Below are 26,761 nucleotides of genomic sequence, written 5' to 3'. Positions count from 1 at the left end.
GGGCGTGACCGACCAGCACCCGCCCCAGCCCGAGAACATCGCGCCCGAACTCTTCACCTGGGAGTTCGCGAGCAACCCCTACCCCGCCTACGCCTGGCTGCGTGAGCACGCGCCCGTGCACCGGACGCGGCTGCCCAGCGGGGTGGAGGCCTGGCTGGTCACCCGGTACGCCGACGCCCGGCAGACCCTCGCCGACCCCCGCCTCTCCAAGAACCCGGCGCACCACGACGAGCCCGCCCACGCCAAGGGGAAGACCGGCATCCCCGGTGAGCGCAAGGCCGAGCTGATGACGCACCTGCTCAACATCGACCCGCCGGACCACACCCGGCTGCGCAGACTGGTCAGCAAGGCGTTCACGCCGCGCCGCGTCGCCGAGTTCGAGTCCCGGGTGCAGGAGCTCACCGACGGGCTCATCGACCGGTTCGCGGAGCGCGGCTCCGCCGACCTCATCCACGAGTTCGCCTTCCCGCTCCCCATCTACGCCATCTGCGACCTGCTCGGCGTCCCCCGGGAGGACCAGGACGACTTCCGGGACTGGGCGGGCATGATGATCCGGCACCAGGGCGGGCCCCGGGGCGGGGTCGCCCGGTCGGTGAAGAAGATGCGCGGCTACCTCGCCGACCTCATCCACCGCAAGCGGGAGGCACTGCCCGCCGAACCCGCCCCCGGCGAGGACCTCATCTCCGGTCTGATCCGCGCCTCCGACCACGGCGAGCACCTCACCGAGAACGAGGCCGCCGCCATGGCGTTCATCCTGCTGTTCGCCGGCTTCGAGACCACCGTCAACCTCATCGGCAACGGCACCTACGCCCTGCTCACCCACCCCGAGCAGCGTGACCGGCTGCAGAGGTCCCTCGCCGCCGGGGAGCGCGGGCTGCTGGAGACCGGTGTGGAGGAACTCCTGCGCTACGACGGGCCCGTGGAGCTGGCCACCTGGCGGTTCGCCACCGAGGCGCTCACCCTCGGCGGACAGCACATCGCGGCCGGCGACCCGGTCCTCGTCGTCCTGGCCGCCGCGGACCGCGACCCGGAGCGGTTCGCCGATCCCGACGTGCTCGACCTCGCCCGGCGGGACAACCAGCATCTGGGGTACGGCCACGGCATCCACTACTGCCTGGGTGCCCCGCTGGCCCGATTGGAGGGCCAGACCGCGCTCGCCACGCTGCTGACCCGGCTGCCGGACCTCAGACTCGCGTCGGATCCGGCCGAACTGCGCTGGCGCGGCGGGCTCATCATGCGCGGACTGCGGACCCTGCCGGTGGAATTCAGCCCATGGCCGAAGTGATTTCCTGAACGGTCATCGGACATTTGCCGTAGCGACCCGCCGGACGGGCCCGTGACGGCCGCCGGGTTGCCGCCGAAGTGGCTTTTGTGCAGCCTCCGTAGGCTTCCGGCGTGACCGTCGGGACCCCTCCGGACACGGTCCGTCGCCTCGTCGCCGAAGCGGCACAAACGTGACGCCCGCTCAACTCTGTGATCTTCGTGTGATCTGCGCGGCATGAACTTGTGACAAGTGATTGTCTGCGGCTACGTTCACCCCTCAAGCACGGTGCCTCGGTTGCACAGCTGCGCAGTTCGACTCGCCGTGCGGGTAACTGTTGTCCTGCGAAAGGTCTCCGCATGCTCTCCGGGAACGGTCGTCACCGTCGCCCCCGCCAGGCTCCGGCTCTCGTCGTCGCCGCCGGAGTGACCGGCTCAGCCATCGCGATTCCGCTTCTCGGGGCCAGCGGCGCCAGTGCGGCCGAGGGCGCGACCTGGGACCGGGTCGCGGAGTGCGAGTCCGGTGGCTCATGGAGCCAGAACTCCGGCAACGGCTACTACGGCGGCCTGCAGTTGACCCAGGCGGACTGGGAGAAGTACGGCGGCCTCGACTACGCGTCCAGCGCCGACCAGGCCAGCCGCGGCCAGCAGATAACCGTGGCCGAGAAGATCCTCGCCGACCAGGGGGTCGGCGCGTGGCGGGCCTGCGGCCTGCTGTCGGGTCTGAACACCGACTCGGGCAAGGCCGGTGCGGACACCGGCGCGGACGGCGGCTCGTCGTACGACTCGTCCGGTACCGGGAGCTCCGCCACTCCGTCGCCCTCGCAGTCCTCCGACGCCTCGTCGGACAACAAGGGCGACAAGGGCAACAAGGGCGGCAAGGGCGCTGAGGGCAATAAGGGGCAGAAGGCGGGTGAATCGTCCGAGTACGGCAATTCGGACGCCGAGTCCGGCGCCTCTCCCTCCGCTTCCGCTTCTCCCTCCGCCTCGGCCTCCGCCAAGGGGGATGATTCGGGCAATTCGGGGCAGAAGGCGGGTTCTTCGGACGCGTCCGCGAGCGAGGCCCCCACCGGCCGCCACCGCGGCGCCAGTGCCGAGGAGGAGGCGCACGAGGACCGCGAGGCCGGAGCCTCCGGCCGGCACACCTCGCGCGGCGGTCTCGGCTTCTCGCGCGGCCTCGACGTCTCGTCCCCGGCCGACAGGGCGCCCGCGGGTGCCGGGAGTGACTCCTCGGCCGTCTCCGACTCCCTTGCGCTCGGCGGCTGGCTCGCCCAGTACGGCGGGGGTGGCGAGGGTGCGGGCGCGGCGGGCTCCAGTCCCATCCTTCCCGGTCAGGCGCTTGCCTTCGGGTTCGGATCGGCTGAAGGCTGACGTTCGAACGGACGTGTCGATGGCGGCAGTTGAGGTCACATTTCGCGCTGAATGTCCGTTATAAAGGCGATGAGAGATAGGTCTCAGAAGCCCTGATCGTCTTTGATTATCCGCAGCGAGCGTGTCTACCGTCAGGACCGCTCGCCACCGCGGGCCCCGGCTGCCGCCACGCCGAATCCTGCCAGTGGCAGCACGGGAACAGTCGTCGCGTCATGCGCCGTAGGCAGGAGCGGGGGAACCAAGGTAGGTGCCGCATCCGGTGATTGACGCCGGATCGGCTAGGGGTGAAGCCGTGTCCCGTGAGGGACGCGGCCGGGCAACTCAACCGGCCCGAACCCGACAGCTCACCTCGTAGGCGTCGGTGAGGGGATCCTTCCATGCTGTTTTCCGGCAAGGGCAAGCACCGTCGTCCGTCCAAGGCCACCCGGGTCATCGCCGTCGCAGGCGTCACCGGTGCCGCCGTCGCCGCCCCGCTGATGGCGGCCGGCAACGCTTCCGCAGCCACCGCCTCCGAGTGGGACACCGTCGCCCAGTGCGAGTCCGGCGGCAACTGGTCCATCAACACCGGCAACGGCTACTACGGCGGTCTGCAGTTCTCCGCCTCCACCTGGGCCGGCTACGGCGGCACGCAGTACGCCGCCACCGCCGACCGGGCCAGCAAGGCCCAGCAGATCGAGATAGCCGAGAAGGTCCTCGCGGGCCAGGGCAAGGGCGCCTGGCCGGTCTGCGGCAAGGGCCTGTCCAACGCCGCCTACACCGGTGGCGGCGCCGGCCAGAGCGCCGGGAACCAGAACAACGGTTCCTCGCAGAACACCCAGAAGCAGAGCACTCAGAAGCAGAACACCGGCTCCGTCCCCGAGCGCTCCACCGAGCAGAAGGCCTCCCGCTCCGACGAGCGTCCGGCCGCCGAGAAGGAGACCGTCACCACCCCGACCGGCGAGAAGGTCGAGAAGGGCGACGGCGAGTACAAGGTCGTCAAGGGCGACACCCTCAGCTCGATCGCCGAGGAGCACGATGTCAAGGGCGGCTGGAACAAGCTGTTCGAGCTGAACGACGACATCGTCGAGGACGCCGACCTCATCTACCCGGGCCAGCAGCTGCACCTGAAGTAAGGCGGCGGCCGCAGGCTCAGGGCTCCGTCCCCACGGAGCCCCCTCCCCCTCCCCGCCCCGGTGCGTGTTCCCCGTACGCACCGGGGCGGGGCTTTTCCGTACATGGCGGATCTTTTCGGTGTTCGGCGGTCGGTGCCGACCGGAGGGCGCGAGAGTGGTCCCGGTTTCCGGACCCGTCTTTGTTCCGTTCGGAAACAATTTACTTTCGGTTCCGTCCGAGGGGCGGCCGGTCGGATGGCCGATCGCCCGGAGCCGGATAGGCTCGGTCCCGCAGGGCCCCCGTGGTCCGGCTGATCCACGTCACATCCATGAAGGAGATGCTCGTGCCGTCCATCGACGTCGTCGTAGCCCGGGAAATCCTGGACTCCCGAGGCAACCCCACCGTCGAGGTCGAGGTCGGCCTCGACGACGGCAGCACGGGTCGTGCCGCCGTCCCGTCCGGCGCCTCCACCGGTGCCTTCGAGGCCATCGAACTCCGTGACGGCGACCCCGACCGTTACCAGGGCAAGGGAGTGGAGAAGGCCGTCCTGGCCGTCATCGAGCAGATCGGCCCGGAGCTGGTCGGCTACGACGCCACCGAGCAGCGCCTGATCGACCAGGCGATGTTCGACCTGGACGCCACCGACAACAAGGGCTCCCTCGGCGCCAACGCCATCCTCGGTGTCTCCCTGGCCGTCGCCCACGCCGCCTCCGAGGCCAGCGACCTGCCCCTCTTCCGCTACCTGGGCGGACCCAACGCGCACCTGCTGCCGGTGCCGATGATGAACATCCTCAACGGCGGCTCGCACGCGGACTCCAATGTGGACATCCAGGAGTTCATGATCGCCCCGATCGGCGCGGAGTCCTTCTCCGAGGCCCTGCGCTGGGGCACCGAGGTCTACCACACCCTGAAGAAGGTGCTGAAGAGCCGCGGCCTGTCCACCGGCCTCGGCGACGAGGGCGGCTTCGCCCCGAACCTCGGCTCCAACCGCGAGGCCCTCGACCTCATCCTCGAGGCCATCAAGGAAGCCGGTTACGCCCCGGGCGAGCAGATCGCCCTCGCGCTCGACGTCGCCGCCTCCGAGTTCTACAAGGACGGCTCGTACCTCTTCGAGGGCAAGGAGCGCTCCGCCGCCGAGATGACGGAGTACTACGAGGGACTCGTCGCGGACTACCCGCTCGTCTCCATCGAGGACCCGCTGTTCGAGGACGACTGGGCGGGCTGGAAGGCCCTCACCGACAAGCTCGGCGACAAGGTCCAGATCGTCGGCGACGACCTGTTCGTCACCAATCCGGAGCGCCTGGCCCGCGGCATCGAGGACGGCGCCGCCAACGCGCTGCTGGTGAAGGTGAACCAGATCGGCTCGCTGACCGAGACCCTGGACGCCGTCGAGCTGGCCCAGCGCAACGGCTTCAAGTGCATGATGTCGCACCGCTCCGGCGAGACCGAGGACGTCACCATCGCCGACCTGGCCGTCGCCACCAACTGCGGCCAGATCAAGACCGGCGCCCCGGCCCGCTCCGAGCGCGTGGCCAAGTACAACCAGCTGCTGCGCATCGAGGAGATCCTCGACGACGCCGCGGTGTACGCGGGCCGCAGCGCCTTCCCGCGGTTCCGCAACGCCTGACGACGCCGCTCAGCCAGTCGTCCGTACGTCCCCGGACACGGTCCCGTACCGTGTCCGGGGACGTACGCGCGTATGAAATGTGAACGGGAGACGGGGACATGGCCGTGAAGGACCGGGACCGCTTCTCCACCGCGACCAGGATCCGGCTGATCGGTGAGCAGACCGCGGCCCGGGTCTACCGCTCGCAGACCAGACGCCAGGCCCGCCGTTCCCGGCTGACCGGCCGGGCCGCGCTGCTCGCCCTGGTGGTCTGCTCGCTGATCGTGGCGCTCGCCTACCCCATGCGGCAGTACGTGTCCCAGCGCGCCGAGATCGCCGACCTCCGGCAGGAGCAGGAGGAGGCCCGCCGGCGGGTCGAGCAGCTGCGCGACCTCAAGGCGCGCTGGCAGGACGACGCCTACGCCGAGCAGCGGGCCCGCGAGCGGCTGCACTACGTCATGCCCGGCGAGACCGGCTACATCGTGATCGACCCGGGCACGGCCGAGAAGTCGCGCACCGACCTCGGAGCGGCCGACCGCCCCTGGTACGCGAACGTCTGGGACGGGGTCGACAAATCGGACGCCGCCGCGCGGTGAGCTCCCGGGTTTAGCCTTATTACCCTCAGCCGTCGTTCCGGGCCAACCACCTTCCGGAGCCCCTTTCGGAGCCCTCTGGGCCCCTGAAGCCCTTCGGAGTCCTTCAGGAGCCCTTCGGGAGTCCGGAAAAGGCCGCACGCCCCGTACAGAGACCCGCAGAAAGACACGCATGGACACCCTCCCGCCCACGACCCCGCGCACCGAGCCGACCGACGCGGACGTCGAGGCCTTCAAGCAGCAGCTCGGACGACCCCCGCGCGGGCTGCGCGCCATCGCGCACCGCTGTCCCTGCGGACAGCCCGACGTCGTCGAGACCGCACCCAGGCTGCCCGACGGCACCCCCTTCCCGACGCTGTACTACCTGACGTGCCCGAAGGCGAACTCCGCGATCGGCACGCTGGAGGCGAACGGCGTGATGAAGGAGATGACGGACCGGCTGGCGACGGACCCGGAGCTGGCGGCCGCCTACCGCGCGGCGCACGAGGACTACATCCGGCGCCGTGACGAGATCGAGGAACTGAAGAACTTCCCGAGCGCCGGCGGAATGCCGGACCGGGTGAAGTGCCTGCACGTCCTGGTCGCCCACTCGCTGGCCGCCGGCCCCGGCGTCAACCCGCTGGGCGACGAGGCGCTCGCGATGCTGCCCCAGTGGTGGCGCAAGGGCCCCTGCGTGACCCTGCCCGGCGACGCGGCGTCCACCTCGAAGGAGGACGCGCAGTGAGCGCGGGGTCCCGGGTGGCCGCCATCGACTGCGGTACGAACTCCATCCGGCTCCTGGTGGCCGACGCCGACCCGCGGACGGGTGAACTCGTCGACCTGGACCGGCGCATGACGATCGTCCGGCTCGGCCAGGACGTCGACCGCACGGGTCGGCTCGCCCCCGAGGCGCTGGAGCGGACGTTCGCCGCCTGCCGCGAGTACGCGGAGATCATCGAGAAGCACGGTGCGAAGCGCCTGCGCTTCGTGGCCACCTCAGCCTCCCGCGACGCCGAGAACCGGGACGAGTTCGTGCGCGGGGTGCTGGACATCCTCGGCGTGGAGCCCGAGGTCATCTCCGGCGACCAGGAGGCCGAGTTCTCCTTCACCGGCGCCACCAAGGAGCTGACGGGGCGTGCGGACCTGCGCCGCCCGTTCCTGGTCGTGGACATCGGCGGCGGCTCCACCGAGTTCGTCGTCGGCGACGACCGCGTGCGCGGGGCCCGGTCCGTCGACGTGGGCTGCGTGCGGATGACCGAGCGGCACCTGGTGCGGGACGGAGCGGTGGCGGACCCGCCGACCGAGCGGCAGATCGCGGCGATGCGTGCCGACATCGAGGCCGCACTCGACCGGGCCGAGGAGACGGTCCCGCTGCGCGAGGCGCGCACCCTGGTCGGCCTGGCCGGATCGGTCACCACGGTCTCGGCGATCGCCCAGGAGCTTCCCGCGTACGACTCGACCGCCATCCATCACTCCCGGATCTCCCGGGAGCGCGTCCGCGAGATCACCGAGTGGCTGCTGCGTGCCACCCACGCGGAGCGCGCGGCGGTCCCGTCCATGCACCCGGGCCGCGTCGACGTGATCGGTGCGGGCGCTCTGGTCCTCCTCTCGGTCATGGAACGGATCGACGCGAAGGAGGTCGTGGTCAGCGAACACGACATCCTGGACGGCATCGCGTGGTCCGTCGCCGCCGGCGAGTAGCACTCTGCTGAGCAGTGCGGATACCGGTTGAGCGGTGATCGGAAGGGGCCGATGGGCCCCTTCCGGCGGGTGGCGGCGGGAAAGTTCGTGAAGTTCTTCACAAGGAATCGACCCCGGTGGGCCGAAGAATGGGCTCCGGTTGATCCTTTCGAGCCCCCAAACACCCTTTGAACACGTTCAGAAGGGGTGGACGGGTGCCCCCGAGCCGGTCGCCGCAGAAGCCCCCTTCATGGCCTCGTGGTGCCCGGAAATTCAAAGAGATGCAGCTCACGAGGTATTGACAACGGATCACGTCGAGTACTCGTTCCCGTTCCCCGGCATGGGCTTGATCACAAAAGTCGGGAAGTGTAACACAGGCACTGGTTGAGCTTGTGAAGGGGCGCACGAGCCCACCCCCGGGGGCGGGGGGATACTCGATGGCATGAGCACCACGGAGCGTCCCAGGATCCTCGTAGTAGGCGGTGGGTACGTAGGCCTGTACGCAGCTCGGCGCATCCAGAAGAAGATGCGTTACGGCGAGGCGACCGTCACCGTCGTCGACCCGCGGTCGTACATGACCTACCAGCCCTTCCTGCCCGAAGCCGCCGCCGGCAACATCTCCCCGCGGCACGTCGTCGTCCCCCTGCGACGCGTGCTCCCCAAGGCGGAGGTCCTCACCGGCCGGGTCACCACCATCGACCAGGACCGCAAGGTCGCCACGGTCGCGCCGCTGGTCGGCGAGGCCTACGAACTGCCCTTCGACTACCTGGTGATCGCGCTCGGCGCGGTCTCCCGTACCTTCCCGATCCCCGGCCTCGCCGAGCAGGGCATCGGCATGAAGGGCATCGAGGAGGCCATCGGCCTGCGCAACCACGTCCTCGAGCAGCTCGACAAGGCCGACTCCACCACGGACGAGGAGATCCGCCGCAAGGCGCTCACCTTCGTCTTCGTCGGTGGTGGCTTCGCGGGCGCGGAGACCATCGGTGAGGTCGAGGACCTGGCCCGGGACGCGGCCAAGTACTACAAGAACGTGTCCCGTGAGGACATGCGCTTCATCCTCGTCGACGCCGCCGACAAGATCCTCCCCGAGGTGGGTCCGAAGCTCGGCAAGTACGGCAAGGAGCACCTCGAGGGCCGCGGCGTCGAGGTCTACCTCTCCACTTCCATGGACTCCTGCGTCGACGGCCACGTCGTGCTGAAGAACGGCCTCGAGGTCGACTCCAACACCATCGTGTGGACGGCGGGCGTCAAGCCGAACCCGGCCCTGGCCCGCTTCGGCCTCCCGCTGGGCCCGCGCGGCCACGTCGACACCCAGCCGACCCTCCAGGTCACCGGCAGCGACTACATCTGGGCCGCGGGCGACAACGCCCAGGTGCCGGACCTCGTGGGCCGCAAGGCCGGCAACGAGAACGCCTGGTGCCCGCCGAACGCCCAGCACGCGCTGCGCCAGGCCAAGGTGCTCGGCGACAACGTGGTCTCCGCCATGCGGGGCTTCCCGCAGAAGGAGTACAGCCACGCCAACAAGGGCGCGGTGGCGGGCCTCGGCCTGCACAAGGGCGTCGCGATGATCGTCGTCGGCAAGATGAAGATCAAGCTCAAGGGCCGTCTCGCCTGGTACATGCACCGGAGCTACCACGGCATGGCGATGCCGACGTGGAACCGCAAGATCCGGGTCTTCGCCGACTGGACGCTCGCCATGTTCCTCAGGCGCGAGGTCGTCTCGCTGGGCGCGATCCAGTCCCCGCGCGAGGAGTTCTACGAGGCCGCGAAGCCGGCCCCGGTGCCCGCGGCCGCCGAACCGGTGAAGACCGAGAAGACCGAGAAGACCGGGGAGAAGGCCGAGGCCAAGGCTTCCTGAGTCGCCGGTCTCCGGTCCCGGGCCCGTCCGGTCCCGGGCCCATCGGTCACCCGAAGGGGTCGCCCGCCATCCGTGGTGCGGGCGGCCCCTTCGGTGCTTTTGTCCGGTCCTGGCGCGCGCCGGGTATTGTCCGGCGGCCCGCAGGTGCTTACGTGGTGAGGACATTCCGGGACTGCCTTCCCCGAGCTCTCGACCTCGCTCGAGCAGGGGACGCACCTAGCGGAGGTGTACACCATGAGAGACGCCGCTCCGCGGCTGAAGGGCCTCGTCGAACAGTTGCTGGGCACACCCGTCCCCCTGCGCATCCGCGCCTGGGACGGATCACAAGCCGGCCCCCCGGGCGCACCGACACTCGTCGTACGCAACCGCCGGGCCGTGCGCCATCTGCTGTGGAAGCCGGGCGAACTCGGCCTCGCCCGCGCCTGGGTGACCGGCGACCTCGGCCTCGACGGCGACCTCTACACCACCCTCGACCTGCTCTCCGGCCTCCTCTGGGAGCGCGGTGAGGACGCCCCCGCCCCGGCCCGGTCGCTGCGCGACCCCGAGGTCCGCTCCGCCGTCCGCGGCCTCCTCGCGCTGGCGGGCCCGCCGCTGCCGCCCGGCCCGCCTCCGGAGGAGGCCCGCAGGCCCCGCCGCGGCCTGCACACCAAGCGCAGCGACCGACGCGCCATCAGCCACCACTACGACGTCGGCAACGACTTCTACGAGATCGTCCTCGGCCCGTCCATGGTGTACTCCTGCGCCTACTGGCCGGCCCCGCCCCCGCAGGGCACCCTCGAGGAGGCCCAGCGCGACAAGCTGGAACTCGTCTGCCGCAAGCTCGCCCTGACGCCGGGCCGGCGCCTGCTGGACGTCGGCTGCGGCTGGGGCTCCATGGCGGTCCACGCCGCCCGCGAGCACGGCGTGAGCGTCGTCGGCATCACCCTCTCCCAGGAACAGGCCGCCTACGCCCGCAAGCGCGTCGCCGACGAAGGACTCACCGACCGCGTCGAGATCCGGGTCCAGGACTACCGTGATGTTCCGGACGGCCCCTACGACGCGATCTCCTCGATCGGCATGGCCGAACACGTCGGCGCCCAGCGGTACCTGGAGTACGCCACGGCCCTGCACCGCCTCCTGAAGCCCGGCGGACGGCTGCTGAACCACCAGATCGCGCGCCGCCCGCAGCGGGACGAATCGGCGTACCGCCTGGACCCGTTCATGGACGCCTACGTCTTCCCCGACGGTGAACTCGCCCCCGTGGGCAGCACGGTGTCCCTGCTGGAGCGGGCCGGCTTCGAGACGCGTGACGTCGAGTCGCTCCGCGAGCACTACGCCCTCACCCTGCGCCGCTGGGTGGCGAACCTGGAGGCGGGGTGGGGCCGGGCCGTCGCGCTCGCCGGCCCGGGACGCGCCCGCGTCTGGCTGCTGTACATGGCCGCCTCCGCGCTCGCCTTCGAACACGGCCGCATCGGCGTCAACCAGGTGCTGGCCGTGAAGACCCCCGACTCCGGCACCTCCGGCCTCCCCCTGCGCGCCCGCACCTGGAACTGACCCGCTCACCCCGGGTCCCGACGCGAAGGGGCGGGCCCCGTTGCGGTGACCGGTCGTCGGTCACCGCCCCGGGGCCCGCCCGCGCGTGCTGTTCGACTGTGCGTACCGTTCGGCTACTCGGTCTTGATCGCCTGCAGCACGTTCAGCCGTGCCGCCCGCCGGGCCGGCCACAGCGCCGCCAGCACGCCCACGACACCGGCCAGCAGCAGGAAGACCGCCAACCGGTCCCAGGGCAGGACCAGTTCGTACGTCGACATCTTGGTACCCAGGAGCCGGCCGGCCGCCCAGCCGAAGAACACGCCCAGCCCGATGCCGAGCACCCCGCCGAACAGGGAGATCACCAGGGACTCCAGGCGGACCATCCGCTTGACGCCCCTGCGGTCCAGGCCGACCGCGCGGAGCATGCCGATCTCCTGGGACCGCTCGAACACCGACATGGCCAGGGTGTTGATGACCCCGATCACCGCGACGAGCACGGCCATGGCCAGCAGCCCGTAGACCATGTTCAGTATCAGCGTGAACATCTGCGCCAACTCGTCGGAGAGGTCCTGCTTGTCCTGGACCTTGATCGCGGGGTTGCTGCCGAGGGCCTTCTCCAGACTGTCCTTCGCCGAGTCGGAGGCGCCGTCGGAGGTCTTCACCAGGACCAGCATGTCGCCCGGGTCCGACTGGTGCGGGGCGAGCGTCGCGGTGTCGAGCATGATGCCGCGGAACATCTCGTTGCCCTCGTAGACACCGGCGACCGTCAGCTTCTGCTTCTTGCCGTCCTCGTAGGCGACGGTGAGACCGGACCCGGCCTTCCAGCCGCGGCGCTCGGCCGTCTCGTGGTCGACGACGATCCGCGTGCCGCCCACCTCGAAGGCGCCCTCCCGGACCGGGAACTCGGTCAGCTCGCCGATCGCGGCGCCGTCGACGCCGGTCAGGAAGGCGGTCTTCCCGTCGATGCGGGCCGCCGCGTTGCGCATGGGGCTGGTGGCGGCGACGCCGTCGGCCTCCCGCAGCGTGCGCCCCACGTCCGGCGCCAGCCCGTGGCCGTTCGCCATGGACACCACGTAGTCGGCCTTGATCGAGGAGGCCGCCATCTTGTCGATGGACTTCTGCAGGCTGCCCGCCACCACCGTCATGCCGGTGATCAGGGTGAGCCCGATCATCAGCGCGGAGGCGGTGGCTGCGGTGCGGCGCGGATTGCGCACCGAGTTCTGCCGGGCCAGTTTCCCGGACACCCCGAAGACGCGGAGCACCGGAGCCGCGGCGGCGATCAGCGGTCGGGACAGCAGGGGCGTCAGGACGAACACACCGATGATCAGCAGCACCGCGCCGAGCCCCATGGGGGCCTGGCCGTCCGAGGCGTCCATCGTCGTGGCCACGAGGACCACCGCGACACCGGCCCCCGCGAAGAGCGCGCCGAGCGTGTTGCGCAGTACCAGCGACTTGGTGGTCGCCTGGGTGTGCACCGAGCTCATCGCCGCCACCGGCGGGATCTTCGCGGCCCGGCGACCGGGCAGCCAGGCGGCGAGCATGGTGATCAGGATGCCGACCGCGAACGCGGTGCCGACGGTGCCCGGCGTGACCACCAGGGGGCCGTCGGGCATGGTCGCGCCCAGCGACCCCACCAGGGACCGCAGCCCGGCGCCGATGCCGACACCGGTGAGCAGCCCGACCACGGCGGCGACCGCCCCCACCAGGAACGCCTCGATCAGCACCGACCGCGTGACCTGCCGGCGGGAGGCGCCGACCGCGCGCATCAGCGCCAGTTCCCTGGTGCGCTGGGCGACCAGCATGGTGAAGGTGTTGGCGATGATGAACGTACCGACGAACAGCGCGATACCGGCGAACACCAGCAGGCCCTGCTTCAGACCGCTCATCGACGAGGCGATCATCTCCGCCTGCGCGTCGGCGAGTTCGCCGCCGGTCCTGGTGCTGACGGCGCCGTCGGGCAATGCCTTCTCCAACTGCGACTGCAGTGTGGCCTCGGAGACGCCGTCCTTCGCCTTGACGGCGATCTCGTCGAACGTGCCCGCCTTGCCGAACAGCTTCTGCGCGGTCGCGGTGTCGAACAGGGTGAGGCTTCCGCCGGCCGCGACATTGCCGTCGTCCGTGGTGAAGACACCCGTGACGACCGGCTCCAGTACGGGACCGTCGACCGACATCCGTACGGTGTCACCGACCTGGTAGCCGGTGCGCTTCGCGGTCTCGGAGTCGATGAGGATCTCGCCGGCGCCCTTGGGCGCGCGTCCGTCGGTCAGCGGGTAGCGGGGGTCGTCCTCGCCCCAGTAGTTGCCGCCCTGCGACTGGAAGCCGTCGCCGATCAGCTTGCCGTCCTTGTCGGCGAGGGCGGTGAACCCCTGGACGATCCCGATGGCCCGCGCGGCACCCGGCACCCCGGCGCTGTCGTCGACCATGGCCGGGGTCAGCTCGTGGTACTCGCCGACCTTGTCGCCCTCGGGCTCCTTCCACTCGGCGGTGACGGCGACGTCGATGTGGTCGAAGCCCTTGGCGGACTGCTTCTGGAGAGCGTCGGAGATGGTGTTGGTGAAGACCAGGGTCCCCGACACGAAGGCCACGCCGAGCATCACGGCGAGCACGGTCATCAGGAGCCGGGCCTTGTGCGCGAGCACATTGCGCAAGGCGGTACGGAACATTGGGTGTCTTCTCGGGTCCAGAGGTACGAGGGCGGGGGGTGCGGGACGTGCGGCGGAGTCGTCGGGACGCCGACGGGTGACGCGGTATCGGTCAGCGGCGGACGTGCAACCGATGACGCCGCCTCAGCTGGTGCGGCCCTTGGCGTCGAACTTCTTCATGCGGTCGAGCACCGAGTCGGCCGTCGGCCCGTGCATCTCGTCCACGATCCTGCCGTCCGCGAGGAACACCACCCGGTCCGCGTAGGCCGCGGCGACCGGGTCGTGGGTCACCATGACCACCGTCTGCCCCAGCTCGCGCACGGAGTTGCGCAGGAAGCCGAGCACCTCGGCGCCGGAACGCGAGTCGAGGTTGCCGGTGGGCTCGTCGCCGAAGATGATGTCGGGCCGGGAGGACAACGCCCGTGCCACGGCGACCCGTTGCTGCTGACCGCCGGACAGCTGCGCGGGCCGGTGGCCCAGCCGGTCGGACAGGCCGACCATCCGGATCACCGTGTCCAGCCACTCCTTGTCCGGCTTGCGCCCCGCGATGTCCATCGGAAGGGTGATGTTCTCCAGGGCCGTGAGGGTCGGCAGCAGGTTGAACGCCTGGAAGATGAAGCCGATCTTGTCCCGGCGCAGCTTGGTCAGCTGCTTGTCCTTCAGGGAGCCCAGCTCGGTGTCGCCGATGCGCACGGAACCGGACGAGAACGTGTCGAGACCGGCGACGCAGTGCATGAGCGTGGACTTGCCGGAACCCGACGGGCCCATGATCGCGGTGAACTCCGCCTGCCGGAAGCCGACGGAGACCTGGTCGAGGGCGACCACCTGGGTCTCGCCCTGGCCGTAGATCTTCGACAGGTCCGTGGCGCGCGCGGCCACGGCGGTGGTCCGGTCGGCTGGGGGTCCCCCCGGACGGAGTCCGGGGGAGGGTGCGGTGGTCACGGGATGGGCACTCCTGTCGGGACGACTGTTTCGCGGCGACGTCTTTCACGACGACGCGCTGCGCGGGAACGGGGACGTGCTCCATCGTTTCGCGTGCTCACCGCCGTGTAGTCAGCCGCTGCTCCGGTTGTGGGGGGAGACTCGGGGCTTACCGCCGGGGCCGCCGTCATACCTGGGTATGACGGCCCACCTGACCCCAGGGGGGAGACGGTTCGGGCGGCGGACATCGTCAGAACAGGTGGAGTGCCCTTGTTCATACGGTGAAATTCCGTCATTCCGCATGCGCGGCCGGCCCCCGTCCGCAAGGCTGGTGGCAAGTGCTGATGGCGTTTTCCGTGGCCTGATGCCCCCTCAGGCGCCAATAAAATAAGACAACATGGGGCTACCGCCCTGCTGTGGGGGAGAGGGGTCCCGATAGGCTCGTCGTGTGCCCGATGCGGAGCCCATGGCCTGCCCGGATGGTGGAATGCAGACACGGCGAGCTTAAACCTCGCTGCCCCGGCGAGGGGCGTGCCGGTTCAAGTCCGGCTCCGGGCACTTCCGCTTCTACGGCGTCTGGAGCACGCGCGACTGCCGGCACCCTGCCTGCGGCTCTCGACCGCTACGCCCTCCCGTGGGCAAGCCGTCAGCCTGGCCCAAGCGGTCGTCAAGACGCGGCTCGCTGCGGGCTCGCAGAGCATCGGCCCCGTCACGTCGGTGTTCCGGCATCTCGGGGAGTTCGGCGAAGGCGAGGAGTGGCGGCTGCTCCTCACGGCGACGAGCGAGCGGTACCCGGAGCGGTACCTCCTCGATGCGCACCCGTGGGACAGCCCTGAGTTGATCGCCACGCCGGTCACGGGGGTGCCCCGCTGCCTGGATCGGATCAGGGACAACGTGCGCCCCGAGGAGTCCTGGGCGCCGGCGTGCTCCAGTACGTTTCGTACGGCCGGGACGTTCTTGTGTCGGTGGGGTGACCCCCGCGGGCTGCCGGACCGCTCCCCTGCCGTGCAGGACGGCTTACGGACTCCTCGGTCCTGCTCCTCACCGAGGGCTGCGTGGAGCCAGTCGAGTGAACCGGTCTTGAGCACGGCATCCGCGAGGGCTTGACCGCTCTTGGTGACGATCCGGCCGCGGCTGTCGTCGATCCACCGCTGAGCGTTGCTCGAGGTCTCCGGCCGGTTCCGGACAGGTTCCGGATCCGTCATGGTTCGGGCCCCTGGGGTGAGGGGAATCACGCAGCCGCGTAGCGTGTTGCGCAAGATGACAGGGGAAAGATCCTCCCGAGGTAGGGGGGTCTTTCCTTTGCCTACCCATTACTCTTGAGCCCAAGGCCATGCTGTGTGGCCATGGAGGAGTGAAATGAGGAGCAGAAACCCGGTCTTCTCGCGACGGGGGTTCAGCCGCGACAACGGCTACGCGGGCTTCAACACCGCGCCGCAGGCCGGGGGTCCCGCTGTCGCCACGCAGGGCAACCCGTACGCGCAGCCCACCGGCAACCCGTACGCGCAGAACCCCTACGCGCAGAACCCGTACGGACAGCAGGACCTGCAGCACGGTGCGCCGCAGGCGCCGGCCGCGACCGGCCGGATGACCATCGACGACGTCATCATGCGCACGGCGAGCACACTCGGCCTGCTCATCGTCGCCGCGGCCCTCTCCTGGGCCCTGCTGCCCGTCGACGAGGCCAACATCAGCCGGTCCTACGGCATCGGCATCGGCGCCGCGCTGCTCGGCATGGTCCTGGCGCTCGTGCAGTCGTTCAAGCGCAAGGCCTCGCCCGCGCTGATCCTGACGTATGCCGCCGTCGAGGGTGTCTTCCTCGGCGTCATCTCCAACATCGTCGACACCCACGTCGCCAACGGTGCGGCCATGCAGGCCGTGCTCGGCACCATGGCGGTCTTCGCCGCCGTGCTGGTGGCGTACAAGGCGGGCTGGATCCGCGTCAACCGCCGTTTCTACGGCTTCGTGATGGCGGCCGCGCTCGGCTTCATCCTGCTGATGGGCGTGAACCTGCTGTTCGCGGTGTTCGGCGGCGGTGACGGCCTCGGCTTCCGCAGCGGCCCGCTCGGCATCGTCTTCGGCGTCGTCGGCATCATCCTCGGTGCCTGCTTCCTCGCCCTGGACTTCAAGCAGGTCGAGGACGGCCTCGCCTACGGTGCCCCGCGCGAGGAGGCCTGGTTCGCGGCCTTCGGTCTCACGCTGACGCTGGTGTGGATCTACCTGGAGTTCCTGAGGCTCATCTCGATCCTCAACAGCAGCGACTGACGCCGCGCCACGGTGGTGGCACGTGCAGGCGAAGGGCCCCGGGGTCTCCCCGGGGCCCTTAGCCGTGGTGCGGACGGGGGCGCACCTGGAGCAGCTTGCGCGCGGCCCTTCTCAGGTCGTACTCGTGGACGATCGCCTTGGCGTGGCCGTACGCCAGGTCGTATTCGTGGCGGAGCCGGCTGACCTTCTCCTCGAAGCGGAAGAGGGACGGGCCTTCTTCGACGGTGCGCAGCCAGTCGGAGATATCACGACCGGTGCAGTGCGGGATACGGGCGAGCAGGTTGCGATGGGTCTCCTCGGAGAAGACTTGGGACATCGGCGCCTCCAGCGCAGGGGTGTGAGCCGGTCCTTCAGGTGGCCGTGCCCGAGTGTTCGTCCGTTGGCAACAGCCCTACCACGCCGCGTACGCTCACCGCGTGCTTGATACGACGCCCCTCACCCGTGCCGTGGACCATTTCGCCGACCGCCTGCGGGCCGCGCCGCAGAGCCGGCTGCAGCGGGGAGCCGCTGCCGAGGCACTCGCCCTGGCCAGGGAATTGGCGCGGTGGACCCAGCGCGTCGAGGAGCCGGGCACCGAGCCCCGCGAGATGCCCGACGCGGGCATGTTCGCCGCCGCCGACCAGATCTCCGTCGCCGGCCACGACCTGGCCCTCGTGCTGAAGGACGAGAGGGAGGTCGAGGAGGCGGTGCGGCTCGTGGAGGAGGCGCAGAAACGCGCCGGGGTGTAGGCGCCCGCGGGGGAGGCGCCCCGGGTCAGAGGGACGCGATGACGCGGTCCGCCAGGATGTAGACGTTCTCCTCGCCGCAGGCGAAGGTCAGCGTGTACGCGCCCGAGACGCCGGAGCCGCCGAGCAGGAACGGGGTCTCGCCCTCGCGCAGGGCTGCGGCCAGGCGCTCCGCGGTCTCGCGGTGCCCCGGTGTCATGCACAGCGTCGTGCCGTCGGCGAAGACGTAGACGTCCAGCGTGCCCAGCGGGCCGGGGCGGACGTCGGTCAGTTCCACCTCGGAGGCGGCCAGCTCCTCCAGCGTGGACACGGTGCGCTCGTCGTCGGCGACGGCCGGGACCGGGTGGGGCACGAAGTCCGGGTGCGAGGGGTGCCGACGGCGGGCCGCGGCCAGCTCGGGGGAGTCCGCGGGGGTGCCACCCTGGACGGAGTCCTTGGGGTCCCTGGAGCCCTTGGCGTCCTTCGGGGCGTACGTGTCGGCGTCGGCGCCCGGCTCGCTCACCGGCTCCAGACCGACGAAATCGGCCTGCCGCGGCAGGAACAGCTCACTGTCGGCCAGGCCCAGCAGGGTCGGCGCGTCGGAGCTGTCACGGGCCTCCTGGGCGGCCCAGAACGCCCGCGCCTCGGCGAGTTCCCGCTCCCGCTCCTCCGCGAGTGCCTCGGCCACGGCCGCGCGTATCTCGTCGGCGTGGGCCGAGCGGGCGGCGGGCAGCAGCGCGCGCAGGGCGGCGGCGTTGTTCCTGGCCAGCTCGGTGTGCAGAGCCGCGACCTGTCGGCGCAGCACCAAGATGCTGCGCAGGACGGCGACGCCCACGGCGCCGGTGGCGGCCGTGGTGACCAGCAGGGCGATCGGCATGGCGCTCACTGACGTACTCCCGGTTCAAAGTCGACCCCCGACTTCCTACATCAGCTTGAAGGGCGGACTAACCATCTGTCAGTGCGTAACGTCACGAAACGGACAGAGTGTGGTTTCCGGACTGGGCGGGGGCAGGGCTCTGACCTGCTTGAATCTCCTCGGTGAGGGAGATAGGTCACATCCTGGGGGCGATTGGATCACGGAACGGCCCGGAACCCCGGTGGTTCAGGGGTTCCGGGCCGTTGTCTCACCGACCGTGCCGCTCCGGCTACTGTGCGGCTCGCCGCGGCGGTCGGCCGAAGAGGCCGGCGAGGAGGACGGTCGGGGCGGTCGGTCGGGTCGAGCCGGTCAGCTGAGGCGCTCGATGACCATGGCCATGCCCTGGCCGCCGCCGACGCACATCGTCTCCAGGCCGAACTGCTTGTCGTGGAACTGCAGGGAGTTGATGAGTGTGGCGGTGATGCGGGCGCCGGTCATGCCGAAGGGGTGGCCGACGGCGATGGCGCCGCCGTTGACGTTCAGCTTCTCCAGGGGGATGCCGAGCTCGCGGTAGGAGGGGATCACCTGGGCGGCGAACGCCTCGTTGATCTCGACCAGGTCGATGTCGTCGATGGTGAGACCGGCACGGGAGAGGGCCTGCCTGCTCGCCTCGACCGGGCCGAGGCCCATGATCTCGGGGGAGAGGCCGGAGACGCCGGTGGAGACGATCCGGGCGAGCGGGGTCAGGCCGAGCTCACGGGCCTTGGTGTCGCTCATGACGACCAGCGCGGCGGCGCCGTCGTTGAGCGGGCAGCAGTTGCCGGCGGTGACCAGGCCGTCGGGGCGGAAGACGGGCTTGAGGCCGGAGACGCCCTCCATGGTGACTCCGGCGCGCGGGCCGTCGTCCTTGGTGACGACCGTGCCGTCGGGCAGCGTCACCGGGGTGATCTCGCGCTCCCAGAAGCCGTTCTTGATGGCTTCCTCGGCGAGGTTCTGCGAGCGGACGCCGAACTCGTCCATGTCCTGGCGGGTGACGCCCTTGGCGCGCGCCAGGTTCTCGGCGGTCTGGCCCATCGCGATGTAGGCGTCCGGGACGAGACCGTCCTCGCGCGGGTCGTGCCAGGTGGTGCCCTCCTGCTCCGCGACGGCGGCGGTACGGGCCTCGGCCTCGGCGAAGAACGGGTTGCGGGTGTCGGGAAGGCTGTCGGAGTTGCCCTTCGCGAACCGGGAGACCGTCTCGACGCCGGCCGAGATGAAGACGTCGCCCTCCCCGGCCTTGATGGCGTGCAGCGCCATGCGGGAGGTCTGCAGGGACGACGAGCAGTAGCGGGTGATGGTGCAGCCGGGAAGGTGGTCCATCCCCATCTGCACGGCGACGATGCGGCCGAGGTTGTTGCCCTGCTCGCCGCCGGGCAGGCCGCAGCCGAGCATCAGGTCGTCGATGTCCTTCGGGTCCAGCTCGGGGACCTTGGCGAGGGCGGCCTGGATGATCGAGGCGGTCAGGTCGTCCGGGCGCACGTCCTTCAGGGAGCCCTTGAAGGCGCGGCCGATGGGGGAGCGGGCGGCTGAGACGATCACGGCTTCGGGCATCACGGCTCCTGAGAGGTGGTGGTCGGGCGACGGAACGGAAAGGGGCGGCGCGCGTGGCGCCTCGTGGAGAGGGTCGGGCGGCGGGAGGGCGGACCGGGCGGTCGGGCAGGGCTGCTTGGGAAGCTACCCGGCCGTAGTGGCGGGGTCACGAGGGGCGCGGTGTGACTCTGACCGCAGTTTACTAAGCGCTTGCTTTGGCCTGGGATCCCCCGGAATCCGCCGCCGGAGCGGATTCCGGCTCGAGCTCCGGTTCCGGCACCCGGCGGCGCCTGCGGCGCTTGAGGAGGGCCCAGGGCCCTCGGAGGCCCGTCGACGCGGCCGCGGTGACCTCGGTGCCAGCCTCCGAAGCGGCCTCGGCCGCCGCCCGGGCGACGGGGAGGAAGCCCTCGCGGCGGGCCGCGTCGGGACGCTCCTCCAGCGCGGGCCACAGTCCGAGCACGGCGCAGACGGTCGGCAGGACGGCCATGGCGGCCGTGGCGTACCCCTCGGCGGAGGGGTGATAGTTGTCGGGACCGAAGAGCTCGCGGGGGTTCGCCGCGAACTCGGGGCCCAGCAGATCGCCCAGTGACACCGTGCGCCCGCCCTGCTCGACCGTGCCGATCGTCTGGGCCGCCGCCAGCTGCCGGGAGGCCCGCCGGGCCAGCCAGCGCAGGGGCTGCCAGACCGGCTCGATCGTGCCCAGGTCCGGACAGGTGCCGACGACGACCTCCGCTCCGGCCGTCCGCAGCCGGCGTACCGCCGAGGCCAGGTGGCGGACGGAGAGAGCGGGCGACAGGCGGTGCGTGACGTCGTTCGCCCCGACCATGATCACGCAGATGTCGGGCACCCGGGCCGGATCGGCCAGGGCCCGGCTCACCTGCCGGTCCAGGTCGTCGGAGCGGGCTCCGGGCACCGCCACCGTGCTCAGCCCCACGGGCCGTTCCGCGATCGCCGCGACGCCCGACGCCAGCAGCGCGCCCGGGGTCTGCCCGGCCCGGTGCACCCCCTGACCGGCGGCCGTGGAGTCGCCCAGCATCGTCAGCCGCAGCGCCGGTTCACCGGGCACCGTGTAGGCGGCGCCGTACAGGCCGTCCGCGTTCGGTACGTGAGGAGTCGCGCCGTTGCCCACCCGCCGCCGCGCCAGCTGGGCCTCGGCCAGCAGCAGCCCGACGGCGGCCGCACCGGCCAGCCCGACGCCCCCGCCGCCGTACGCCGCGCCCGCCGCGATCCGCCGGGCCGCTCTCGCCCTCGACATGCGTGTCATGCCTCGCCGCCACCTCCTCGAAGCCGTACACCCAGTGCTTGCCCCGTACGGACCGTGTTCCAATCTCGACGGTGGGTGAACGACCCGGCCGGGTCGTGGCGGACAGTGACTCAGGAGCAGGCTCTAGGCTGGCAGCACCACGACAACCACACCTTTTGCAGCATCCGGAGACAACGGTGCAATTCCACGACTCGATGATCAGCCTCGTCGGCGACACCCCGCTCGTGAGGCTCAACAACGTCACCAAGGGCATCGGGGCGACTGTCCTGGCCAAGGTGGAGTACTTCAACCCCGGCGGATCGGTGAAGGACCGCATCGCCCTGCGCATGATCGAGGCGGCGGAGAAGAGCGGAGAGCTGCAGCCGGGCGGCACCATCGTCGAGCCGACCAGTGGCAACACCGGGGTCGGTCTTGCCATCGTGGCCCAGCAGAAGGGCTACAAGTGCATCTTCGTCTGCCCCGACAAGGTCTCCCTGGACAAGATCAACGTGCTGCGGGCGTACGGGGCGGAAGTGGTCGTCTGCCCGACCGCCGTCGACCCCGAGCACCCCGACTCCTACTACAACGTCTCCGACCGGCTGGTCCGTGAGACGCCGGGAGCCTGGAAGCCGGACCAGTACTCCAACCCCAACAACCCGCTCAGCCACTACGAGTCCACCGGCCCGGAGCTGTGGGAGCAGACCGAGGGGAAGATCACCCACTTCGTGGCCGGAGTCGGCACCGGCGGCACCATCTCCGGGACCGGGCGCTACCTGAAGGAGGTCAGCGACGGCCGCGTCAAGGTCGTCGGCGCCGACCCCGAGGGCTCCGTCTACTCGGGCGGCTCCGGGCGGCCGTACCTGGTGGAGGGCGTGGGCGAGGACTTCTGGCCCACCGCCTACGACCGGACCGTCGCGGACGAGATCGTCCCCGTGTCCGACAAGGACTCCTTCCAGATGACCCGGCGCCTCGCCAAGGAGGAGGGCCTGCTCGTCGGCGGATCGTGCGGCATGGCCGTCGTGGCGGCGCTGCGGGTGGCCGAGCGGCTCGGTGAGGACGACGTCGTGGTGGTGCTGCTCCCGGACAGCGGGCGCGGCTACCTCAGCAAGATCTTCAACGACGAGTGGATGGCCGACTACGGCTTCCTCGAGGACGCCGGCCCGAGCGCCCGCGTCGGTGCCGTCCTCGACCACAAGGAGGGCGGGCACATTCCGTCCCTCGTGCACATGCACCCCGACGAGACGGTCGGGCAGGCCATCGAGGTGCTGCGCGAATACGGCGTCTCGCAGATGCCGGTGGTCAAGCCGGGCGCCGGCCACCCGGACGTGATGGCCGCCGAGGTCGTCGGCTCGGTGGTGGAACGGGAGCTGCTGGACGCGCTGTTCAGCAAGCACGCCTCGCTCGAGGACCCGCTGGAGAAGCACATGTCGGCCCCGCTGCCGCAGGTCGGCTCCGGTGAGCCCGTCGCGGACCTGATGGCCGTGCTGGGCAAGGCGGACGCGGCGATCGTCCTGGTCGAGGGCAAGCCGACCGGTGTGGTCAGCCGCCAGGACCTGCTGTCCTTCCTCGCCAAGGACGGGAACTGACGGACGGGAACCGACGGACGGCCGGTGGCGGCCTTCGGCGAAGCGCCGGTGAACCGGCCGTGCACGCCGTGGAGCAGAGCCGTACGCGGTCTCCACACGTGATCTTCGTGTACTTCGCGGAAGTGGTACGCGGGCGTCATGTGCGCGCAGCACGCGCTTAACACCGGTCCGGCAGGGTGAGGGATGTCGGCGTCAAGGACCTCCGGAGCGGCTCCCGGACTCCACGGACGCCAGGACGCGCGGCCCGGCCGGCCCGCGTCCCCGCGCGGGGACCGCCGTCGTCCCGCCCCCCGGTGACGGGGGTGCGGTGGTCCCCGCGTACCGCCTTTCCGCGGTCGCCCTCGGCGGCCGCCGCGGCTGCTCACTCCTCCCAGGCGTCGTCCGGCTCCTGCCGTCGGCGGCGGCCGCCGAACAGGCCCGGCTCGACGCGTGCGGCCTGGACGACGTTCACGCCGACGATGCCCAGCCAGGCGACCACCAGACCGGGCAGGTTGCCCACACCCCCGCCGATCGCGGACAGCGGCACCGCCAGGACCAGGGAGACGATCCCGAAGCCGAAGCGCTCGCCCCAGCTGTCCGTGGCCTTCGGCGCCCGGGAGCCCCGGGCCGTCGTCGTCTGCTGTTCGGCGAGCTGTCGGCGCACCCGGCGCTCCACCGCGCCGTCGATGCGCTGGTCGACCTTCTCCAGGAACGAGTCGACCAGCGCGGACTCGTACTCGTCGCCCAGTTCCCTGCGGGCCTGCAAGGTGGCGTGGAGTTCCTTCTTCAACTCGGCGTCCCGCGCGTCCGTTCGGCTCATACCGATCATGGTAGGCAGGCCGACGGTCCATGGCACTGGGGGTAGCCCCCGTTGTCGGCCGGGGGCCCGCAGGGGCCCGGCGCCCGCTTCGGGCCCGTTCCCGGTCGTGTTCGCCCTCCGTTCGCCTGTATAACGGCATGCAGGAATCGCGGTATGTGAATAGGCAGAGGAACAGGCCGAGCAACAGACCGGGGAACGGATCGAGGGGGAGTCACGTCATGAGCGTCACCGAGGGCCCGGGCGCGCGTCTGCAGGCGCTCTTCGAGGGGCACCGGCTGACGCCCACGCAGCGGCGCATCGCGCACAGCATGGTGCGGCGCGCCGCCGACGTCCCGTTCCTGTCCAGCGTGGAACTGGCCGAGCTGGCCGGGGTCAGCCAGCCCTCCGTGACCCGGTTCGCCGTCGCCCTCGGCTTCGACGGCTACCCCGCGCTGCGGCGGCATCTGCGCGAGGTCGCGCCCACCGGGCCCACGCCGGAGACCGGCCCGTACAACGAGTACCAGCAGGCCGTCGAGGCCGAGATCGAGAACCTGCGGCACCTCGCGGAGGTGCTGGCCGATCCGGAGCCCGTACGGCGGGCGGGACGGATCCTCGCGGACAGCAGGCCGCTGCCCGTGCTCGGGCTGCGCGCGGCGGCGGCGCAGGCCCACGGTTTCGCCTACTTCGCCGCCAAGGTCCACCCCGACGTACGGCTGCTCAACGAGGGCGGCACCATGCTGCACGACCGCATCGACGCCGCTGCCGGGGCCGGGGCCGGGGCCCTGCTGTGCTTCGCGCTGCCCCGGCACCCCCGCGAGGTCGTCGACGCCCTCACGCACGCCAGGGAGACGGGGCTGACCGTCGTCACCGTCGCCGACTCCGCCTTCGCACCGGTCGCCAAGGTCTCCGACCTGCTGCTGCCCGCCGCCGTCGGCACCGGGCTCGCCTTCGACACGGCGTGCGCGCCGATGCTGCTGGGCCGGGTGCTGCTGGAGGCGATGTGCGACGACCTGCCCGACGCGCAGGCCCGGCTGGAGGAGTTCGACACGAAGGCGGCGGCCCGCGGTCTGTTCGTGGACTGACGGCGGGGGCGGGGCGGACAGGGGTGGTGTCTCAGACTTCTCTCAGTTCGGTTCACTACCCTGCGCCCCGGGACCATACGGACGCTCCACTGACGTGGGACGGGAGGCTGGACGTGATGCGCGGAGGACAGGGGCTGGCTCGGGTGGCCGTCGTCGTACGGGCCGGGGCCGCCCCGCTGTGGTGGCTGGGCGTGTTCGCGGCGGGCATCGGGGTGCTGGTGCCGGGGCTGACCGGCCGCCGGATCGGTGTGCTGGCGGGGGCGGCGCTGTTCCTCGTGGCCATGACCGTGGTGGCGCACACGCGGCGGGGGCGGTACCGCGCGCTGGCCCGGCCGGCGGTCCGGGCGAGCAAGCACGACGCGCTCCAGGACCGTGCGGTCAGCGTGCGCAACTGGCGTCGCGGCCACCGCTGGTGGCTGCTGCTCGCCTTCCTCGCCGCCCTGGGCGGCTCGTTCGCGCTGCCCGCGGCGGGCGGCCTGCTGCTCGCCGGGTGCGGGGCCGGCCTGTGGTGGAAGGCGTCCTGGATCGGCCGCCTGGAGGAGGCCGACCAGAGCCTGCTGTGGGTCCGCGTCGACTGGCTGCGCGCGGGCGCGGGCAGCCCGGCCGGCAAGGCGGTCGAGGCGTACCGCACCACCGGCATCGCGGCGGGCGACGCGACCCCGGGCGGGGCCCGCCGCCGCGCCTCGGCCCTGGCCTGATCCGGGCCGGGTGGTCCGGGTGGTCGGATGGTCGGACGGTCGGGTGGTCGGGCGTCGGGGGGTCAGGAGATCAGGGCGTCCAGGTGGGCGCCGCCCGATTCGGCCACGATCTCCTCGACGCTCTGGGCCGGGCGCACGAGCGCGAACGTGACCCCGCCGGGACCGTCGGTGGTGAAGCCGTGGACGGCCGGGCGGGGGAGCGAGTTGTACGCGTAGTGGTGGGCGAAGTAGTACGCGCCCGTGTCCAGCGCCGCCGCGTAGTCGCCCTGCTCCAGCAGGGGCAGCGCCTGCCCCCGGGCGAGCAGGTCGCCCGCGAAGCAGGCCGGTCCCGCCACGTCCTGCACCACCGCGGGGCCCTCCTTCGGCACCCCTTTGGCGTCGTACGCGGCGATCCTGAGCGGCCACGCGGCCGGCGCGTACACCGTCCGGGTCGCCACCTGCACGCCCGCGTGCGTCACCGCGACCGGACGCCCGCCGGCGCTCTTGGCGTACTCCACCCGGGCGACGACCGTGCCGTGCTTGGCCAGCAGTGACCGCCCGAACTCGGTGACCAGCCCGTACCGCCCGTCGAACAGTCCGGGCACGGTCTCCTTCAGCAGCCGCGCGTACCGCGCGTACGTCGGGCTGGTCGCGTCGGAGGCGAAGTTCACCGGCAGGCCGCCGCCGATGTCGACGGTGTCGACCTGCTGCCGCCCCGCGCGCCGGTTGATCTCCTCCGCCAGCGCGTACGTCTCCGCCACACCCCTCGCCATCAGGGGCAGCGCGATGCCCTGGGAGCCGGTGTGCGCGTGCAGCCGGGTCAGCCACGGCCGGTCCAGGTAGGCCCGCACGACCCACTCCCGCGCTCCCTCGTCGCGCAGCGCCACCCCGAACTTCGAGGTCGCCGTGGCGGTGGACAGCGCCTCGATGGCGCCACCGCCGACCTGTGGGTTCACCCGAATGCCGAAGGAGGAGCGGAGACCGGTCGGCCGCGCCGGGGCGTCGGCCAGCAGGGCGTCGACACGCGCCAGCTCCTGTGGGTTGTCCGCGTTGACGGCGATGCCCAGCGCCAGTGCCTCCCGCAGCTCGGCCGGTGTCTTGGCCGGCGAGTCCAGCACCGTCCGCTCCGGGGGCACTCCCGCCGCCCGCGCCAGCGCCAGCTCACCGGGGCTCGCCACCTCCGCCCCGATGCCCTCCGTGTGCAGCAGTCGCAGCACCGGCACCAGCGGGGTCGCCTTCACGGCGAAGGCGTGCAGCACGGATGTGCCGGGCGGTGTCACCGCCGCGAAGGCCGCCCGCAGCTCGGCCGCCGACTCCCGGATGCCGGTGACGTCGAGCAGGGCCGTCAGGGGGCGGCCGGGACCGAGCAGTCCCTGTTCCACCGCGGCCCGCACCGCCTCGTCCCGCCGGGCCGCCCGCCCGGCTCCCGGCCCGGTCCCGCCGTCCGGGCCGCCCTCGTCGCCCGGCACGCTCTCGTCATGAGCCAC

The 26,761-nt window shown here is 71.2% G+C and carries 22 protein-coding genes, 1 tRNA gene, 2 pseudogenes and 1 riboswitch; of the genes and pseudogenes, 16 read left to right on the top strand and 9 right to left on the bottom strand.

What is annotated here, in order from left to right; genetic code table 11:
* The first annotated feature begins 4 nt into the window (after positions 1-4).
* The 9 genes from JL475_RS27475 (at position 5) to JL475_RS27435 (ending at position 10,972) form a co-directional block, all read left to right on the top strand.
* Complete coding sequence (locus JL475_RS27475; RefSeq protein WP_202280646.1) at positions 5-1,285, top strand: cytochrome P450; 1,281 nt, start codon at positions 5-7, stop codon at positions 1,283-1,285.
* A 335-nt stretch (positions 1,286-1,620) separates the two neighbouring features.
* Positions 1,621-2,631 (top strand): transglycosylase family protein, encoded by a 1,011-nt coding sequence (locus JL475_RS27470; RefSeq protein ID WP_202280645.1) that lies wholly within the window; start codon positions 1,621-1,623, stop codon positions 2,629-2,631.
* 205 nt (positions 2,632-2,836) lie between these two features.
* Positions 2,837-3,004, top strand: a riboswitch (cyclic di-AMP (ydaO/yuaA leader).
* Positions 3,005-3,008: 4 nt separating this feature from the next.
* Positions 3,009-3,743, top strand: coding sequence for a transglycosylase family protein (locus JL475_RS27465; protein ID WP_202280644.1), 735 nt, complete (start codon positions 3,009-3,011; stop codon positions 3,741-3,743).
* A gap of 323 nt (positions 3,744-4,066) precedes the next feature.
* Positions 4,067-5,350 (top strand): phosphopyruvate hydratase, encoded by a 1,284-nt coding sequence (gene eno / locus JL475_RS27460; RefSeq protein ID WP_202280643.1) that lies wholly within the window; start codon positions 4,067-4,069, stop codon positions 5,348-5,350.
* Between the two features lie 98 nt (positions 5,351-5,448).
* The gene (locus JL475_RS27455; RefSeq protein WP_202280642.1) at positions 5,449-5,925 is read left to right on the top strand and encodes a septum formation initiator family protein; all 477 of its coding nucleotides are present in this window, start codon (positions 5,449-5,451) and stop codon (positions 5,923-5,925) included.
* Positions 5,926-6,094: 169 nt separating this feature from the next.
* Entirely contained in the window at positions 6,095-6,646 is a 552-nt protein-coding gene (locus JL475_RS27450) for a DUF501 domain-containing protein (RefSeq protein ID WP_202280641.1), read from the top strand.
* Complete coding sequence (locus JL475_RS27445) at positions 6,643-7,602, top strand: Ppx/GppA phosphatase family protein (protein WP_202280640.1); 960 nt, start codon at positions 6,643-6,645, stop codon at positions 7,600-7,602. Before JL475_RS27450 ends, JL475_RS27445 begins: the two co-directional genes overlap by 4 nt.
* A 421-nt stretch (positions 7,603-8,023) precedes the next feature.
* On the top strand, positions 8,024-9,439 hold the full coding sequence (locus tag JL475_RS27440; RefSeq protein WP_202280639.1) for an NAD(P)/FAD-dependent oxidoreductase: 1,416 nt from the start codon (positions 8,024-8,026) through the stop codon (positions 9,437-9,439).
* A 234-nt stretch (positions 9,440-9,673) separates the two neighbouring features.
* Positions 9,674-10,972: a cyclopropane-fatty-acyl-phospholipid synthase family protein gene (locus JL475_RS27435; protein WP_202280638.1), complete on the top strand. Its 1,299-nt coding sequence runs from the start codon at positions 9,674-9,676 to the stop codon at positions 10,970-10,972.
* Positions 10,973-11,085: 113 nt separating this feature from the next.
* Here the strand turns inward: JL475_RS27435 and JL475_RS27430 are convergent, their stop codons facing one another.
* Positions 11,086-13,614 (bottom strand): ABC transporter permease, encoded by a 2,529-nt coding sequence (locus JL475_RS27430; RefSeq protein ID WP_202280637.1) that lies wholly within the window; start codon positions 13,612-13,614, stop codon positions 11,086-11,088.
* 123 nt (positions 13,615-13,737) lie between these two features.
* Entirely contained in the window at positions 13,738-14,535 is a 798-nt protein-coding gene (locus JL475_RS27425) for an ABC transporter ATP-binding protein (RefSeq protein ID WP_202280636.1), read from the bottom strand.
* 452 nt (positions 14,536-14,987) lie between these two features.
* Between JL475_RS27425 and JL475_RS27420 the strand changes: the two genes are divergently transcribed.
* Positions 14,988-15,072 (top strand) — tRNA-Leu (locus JL475_RS27420).
* A pseudogene (cutA, locus tag JL475_RS40340) lies at positions 15,046-15,366 on the top strand (divalent-cation tolerance protein CutA); the annotation flags it as partial. The gene JL475_RS27420 and the pseudogene cutA, both read left to right, overlap by 27 nt.
* A gap of 182 nt (positions 15,367-15,548) precedes the next feature.
* Here the strand turns inward: cutA and JL475_RS40335 are convergent.
* A pseudogene (locus tag JL475_RS40335) lies at positions 15,549-15,674 on the bottom strand (HAD family hydrolase); the annotation flags it as partial.
* A 199-nt stretch (positions 15,675-15,873) separates the two neighbouring features.
* Here JL475_RS40335 and JL475_RS27410 point away from each other — a divergent pair.
* On the top strand, positions 15,874-16,779 hold the full coding sequence (locus JL475_RS27410; RefSeq protein WP_202280635.1) for a Bax inhibitor-1/YccA family protein: 906 nt from the start codon (positions 15,874-15,876) through the stop codon (positions 16,777-16,779).
* A gap of 58 nt (positions 16,780-16,837) precedes the next feature.
* Here the strand turns inward: JL475_RS27410 and JL475_RS27405 are convergent, their stop codons facing one another.
* Positions 16,838-17,095 (bottom strand): DUF4287 domain-containing protein, encoded by a 258-nt coding sequence (locus tag JL475_RS27405; protein WP_202280634.1) that lies wholly within the window; start codon positions 17,093-17,095, stop codon positions 16,838-16,840.
* A gap of 100 nt (positions 17,096-17,195) precedes the next feature.
* Between JL475_RS27405 and JL475_RS27400 the strand changes: the two genes are divergently transcribed.
* Positions 17,196-17,507, top strand: coding sequence for a hypothetical protein (locus JL475_RS27400; protein ID WP_202280633.1), 312 nt, complete (start codon positions 17,196-17,198; stop codon positions 17,505-17,507).
* A gap of 25 nt (positions 17,508-17,532) precedes the next feature.
* Here the strand turns inward: JL475_RS27400 and JL475_RS27395 are convergent, their stop codons facing one another.
* The 3 genes from JL475_RS27395 to JL475_RS27385 all read right to left on the bottom strand — a co-directional run bounded on the left by JL475_RS27395 (position 17,533) and on the right by JL475_RS27385 (position 21,172).
* A complete protein-coding gene (locus tag JL475_RS27395; protein ID WP_202280632.1) occupies positions 17,533-18,369 on the bottom strand; it encodes a hypothetical protein in 837 nt (278 codons plus the stop codon).
* 339 nt (positions 18,370-18,708) lie between these two features.
* Positions 18,709-19,929, bottom strand: a complete 1,221-nt coding sequence (locus JL475_RS27390) for an acetyl-CoA C-acetyltransferase (RefSeq protein ID WP_202280631.1) — start codon at positions 19,927-19,929, stop codon at positions 18,709-18,711.
* Between the two features lie 181 nt (positions 19,930-20,110).
* Positions 20,111-21,172: an SGNH/GDSL hydrolase family protein gene (locus JL475_RS27385; protein ID WP_202280630.1), complete on the bottom strand. Its 1,062-nt coding sequence runs from the start codon at positions 21,170-21,172 to the stop codon at positions 20,111-20,113.
* 176 nt (positions 21,173-21,348) lie between these two features.
* On the opposite strand from JL475_RS27385, the gene JL475_RS27380 reads away from it, so the two are divergent.
* Entirely contained in the window at positions 21,349-22,737 is a 1,389-nt protein-coding gene (locus JL475_RS27380; protein WP_202280629.1) for a cystathionine beta-synthase, read from the top strand.
* A gap of 361 nt (positions 22,738-23,098) precedes the next feature.
* On the opposite strand, the gene JL475_RS27375 is transcribed toward JL475_RS27380, so the two are convergent.
* Positions 23,099-23,536, bottom strand: a complete 438-nt coding sequence (locus tag JL475_RS27375; RefSeq protein ID WP_202280628.1) for a hypothetical protein — start codon at positions 23,534-23,536, stop codon at positions 23,099-23,101.
* Positions 23,537-23,754: 218 nt separating this feature from the next.
* On the opposite strand from JL475_RS27375, the gene JL475_RS27370 reads away from it, so the two are divergent.
* Together JL475_RS27370 and JL475_RS27365 are read left to right on the top strand one after the other, a co-directional pair.
* Complete coding sequence (locus JL475_RS27370; RefSeq protein ID WP_202280627.1) at positions 23,755-24,597, top strand: MurR/RpiR family transcriptional regulator; 843 nt, start codon at positions 23,755-23,757, stop codon at positions 24,595-24,597.
* A 116-nt stretch (positions 24,598-24,713) separates the two neighbouring features.
* A complete protein-coding gene (locus tag JL475_RS27365; RefSeq protein WP_202280626.1) occupies positions 24,714-25,295 on the top strand; it encodes a hypothetical protein in 582 nt (193 codons plus the stop codon).
* Between the two features lie 62 nt (positions 25,296-25,357).
* Here JL475_RS27365 and JL475_RS27360 read toward each other — a convergent pair whose 3' ends face one another.
* Positions 25,358-26,743, bottom strand: a complete 1,386-nt coding sequence (locus tag JL475_RS27360) for a diaminopimelate decarboxylase (RefSeq protein WP_307825175.1) — start codon at positions 26,741-26,743, stop codon at positions 25,358-25,360.
* Between the last annotated feature and the right edge of the window lie 18 nt (positions 26,744-26,761).

This window comes from Streptomyces sp. M2CJ-2, assembly GCF_016757295.1.
GTDB lineage: Bacteria > Actinomycetota > Actinomycetes > Streptomycetales > Streptomycetaceae > Streptomyces.
This window is presented reverse-complemented; position numbering and strand designations above follow the sequence as displayed.

Excerpts from the sequence above, each read along its gene's own strand:
- JL475_RS27470 (WP_202280645.1), top strand. The coding sequence starts at position 1,621 with ATGCTCTCCGGGAACGGTCGTCACCGTCGCCCCCGCCAGGCTCCGGCT.
- JL475_RS27465 (WP_202280644.1), top strand. The coding sequence starts at position 3,009 with ATGCTGTTTTCCGGCAAGGGCAAGCACCGTCGTCCGTCCAAGGCCACC.
- JL475_RS27455 (WP_202280642.1), top strand. The coding sequence starts at position 5,449 with ATGGCCGTGAAGGACCGGGACCGCTTCTCCACCGCGACCAGGATCCGG.
- JL475_RS27450 (WP_202280641.1), top strand. The coding sequence starts at position 6,095 with ATGGACACCCTCCCGCCCACGACCCCGCGCACCGAGCCGACCGACGCG.
- JL475_RS27440 (WP_202280639.1), top strand. The coding sequence starts at position 8,024 with ATGAGCACCACGGAGCGTCCCAGGATCCTCGTAGTAGGCGGTGGGTAC.
- JL475_RS27435 (WP_202280638.1), top strand. The coding sequence starts at position 9,674 with ATGAGAGACGCCGCTCCGCGGCTGAAGGGCCTCGTCGAACAGTTGCTG.
- JL475_RS27430 (WP_202280637.1), bottom strand. The coding sequence starts at position 13,614 with ATGTTCCGTACCGCCTTGCGCAATGTGCTCGCGCACAAGGCCCGGCTC.
- JL475_RS27410 (WP_202280635.1), top strand. The coding sequence starts at position 15,874 with ATGAGGAGCAGAAACCCGGTCTTCTCGCGACGGGGGTTCAGCCGCGAC.
- JL475_RS27405 (WP_202280634.1), bottom strand. The coding sequence starts at position 17,095 with ATGTCCCAAGTCTTCTCCGAGGAGACCCATCGCAACCTGCTCGCCCGT.
- JL475_RS27390 (WP_202280631.1), bottom strand. The coding sequence starts at position 19,929 with ATGCCCGAAGCCGTGATCGTCTCAGCCGCCCGCTCCCCCATCGGCCGC.
- JL475_RS27385 (WP_202280630.1), bottom strand. The coding sequence starts at position 21,172 with ATGACACGCATGTCGAGGGCGAGAGCGGCCCGGCGGATCGCGGCGGGC.
- JL475_RS27375 (WP_202280628.1), bottom strand. The coding sequence starts at position 23,536 with ATGAGCCGAACGGACGCGCGGGACGCCGAGTTGAAGAAGGAACTCCAC.
- JL475_RS27370 (WP_202280627.1), top strand. The coding sequence starts at position 23,755 with ATGAGCGTCACCGAGGGCCCGGGCGCGCGTCTGCAGGCGCTCTTCGAG.
- JL475_RS27365 (WP_202280626.1), top strand. The coding sequence starts at position 24,714 with ATGCGCGGAGGACAGGGGCTGGCTCGGGTGGCCGTCGTCGTACGGGCC.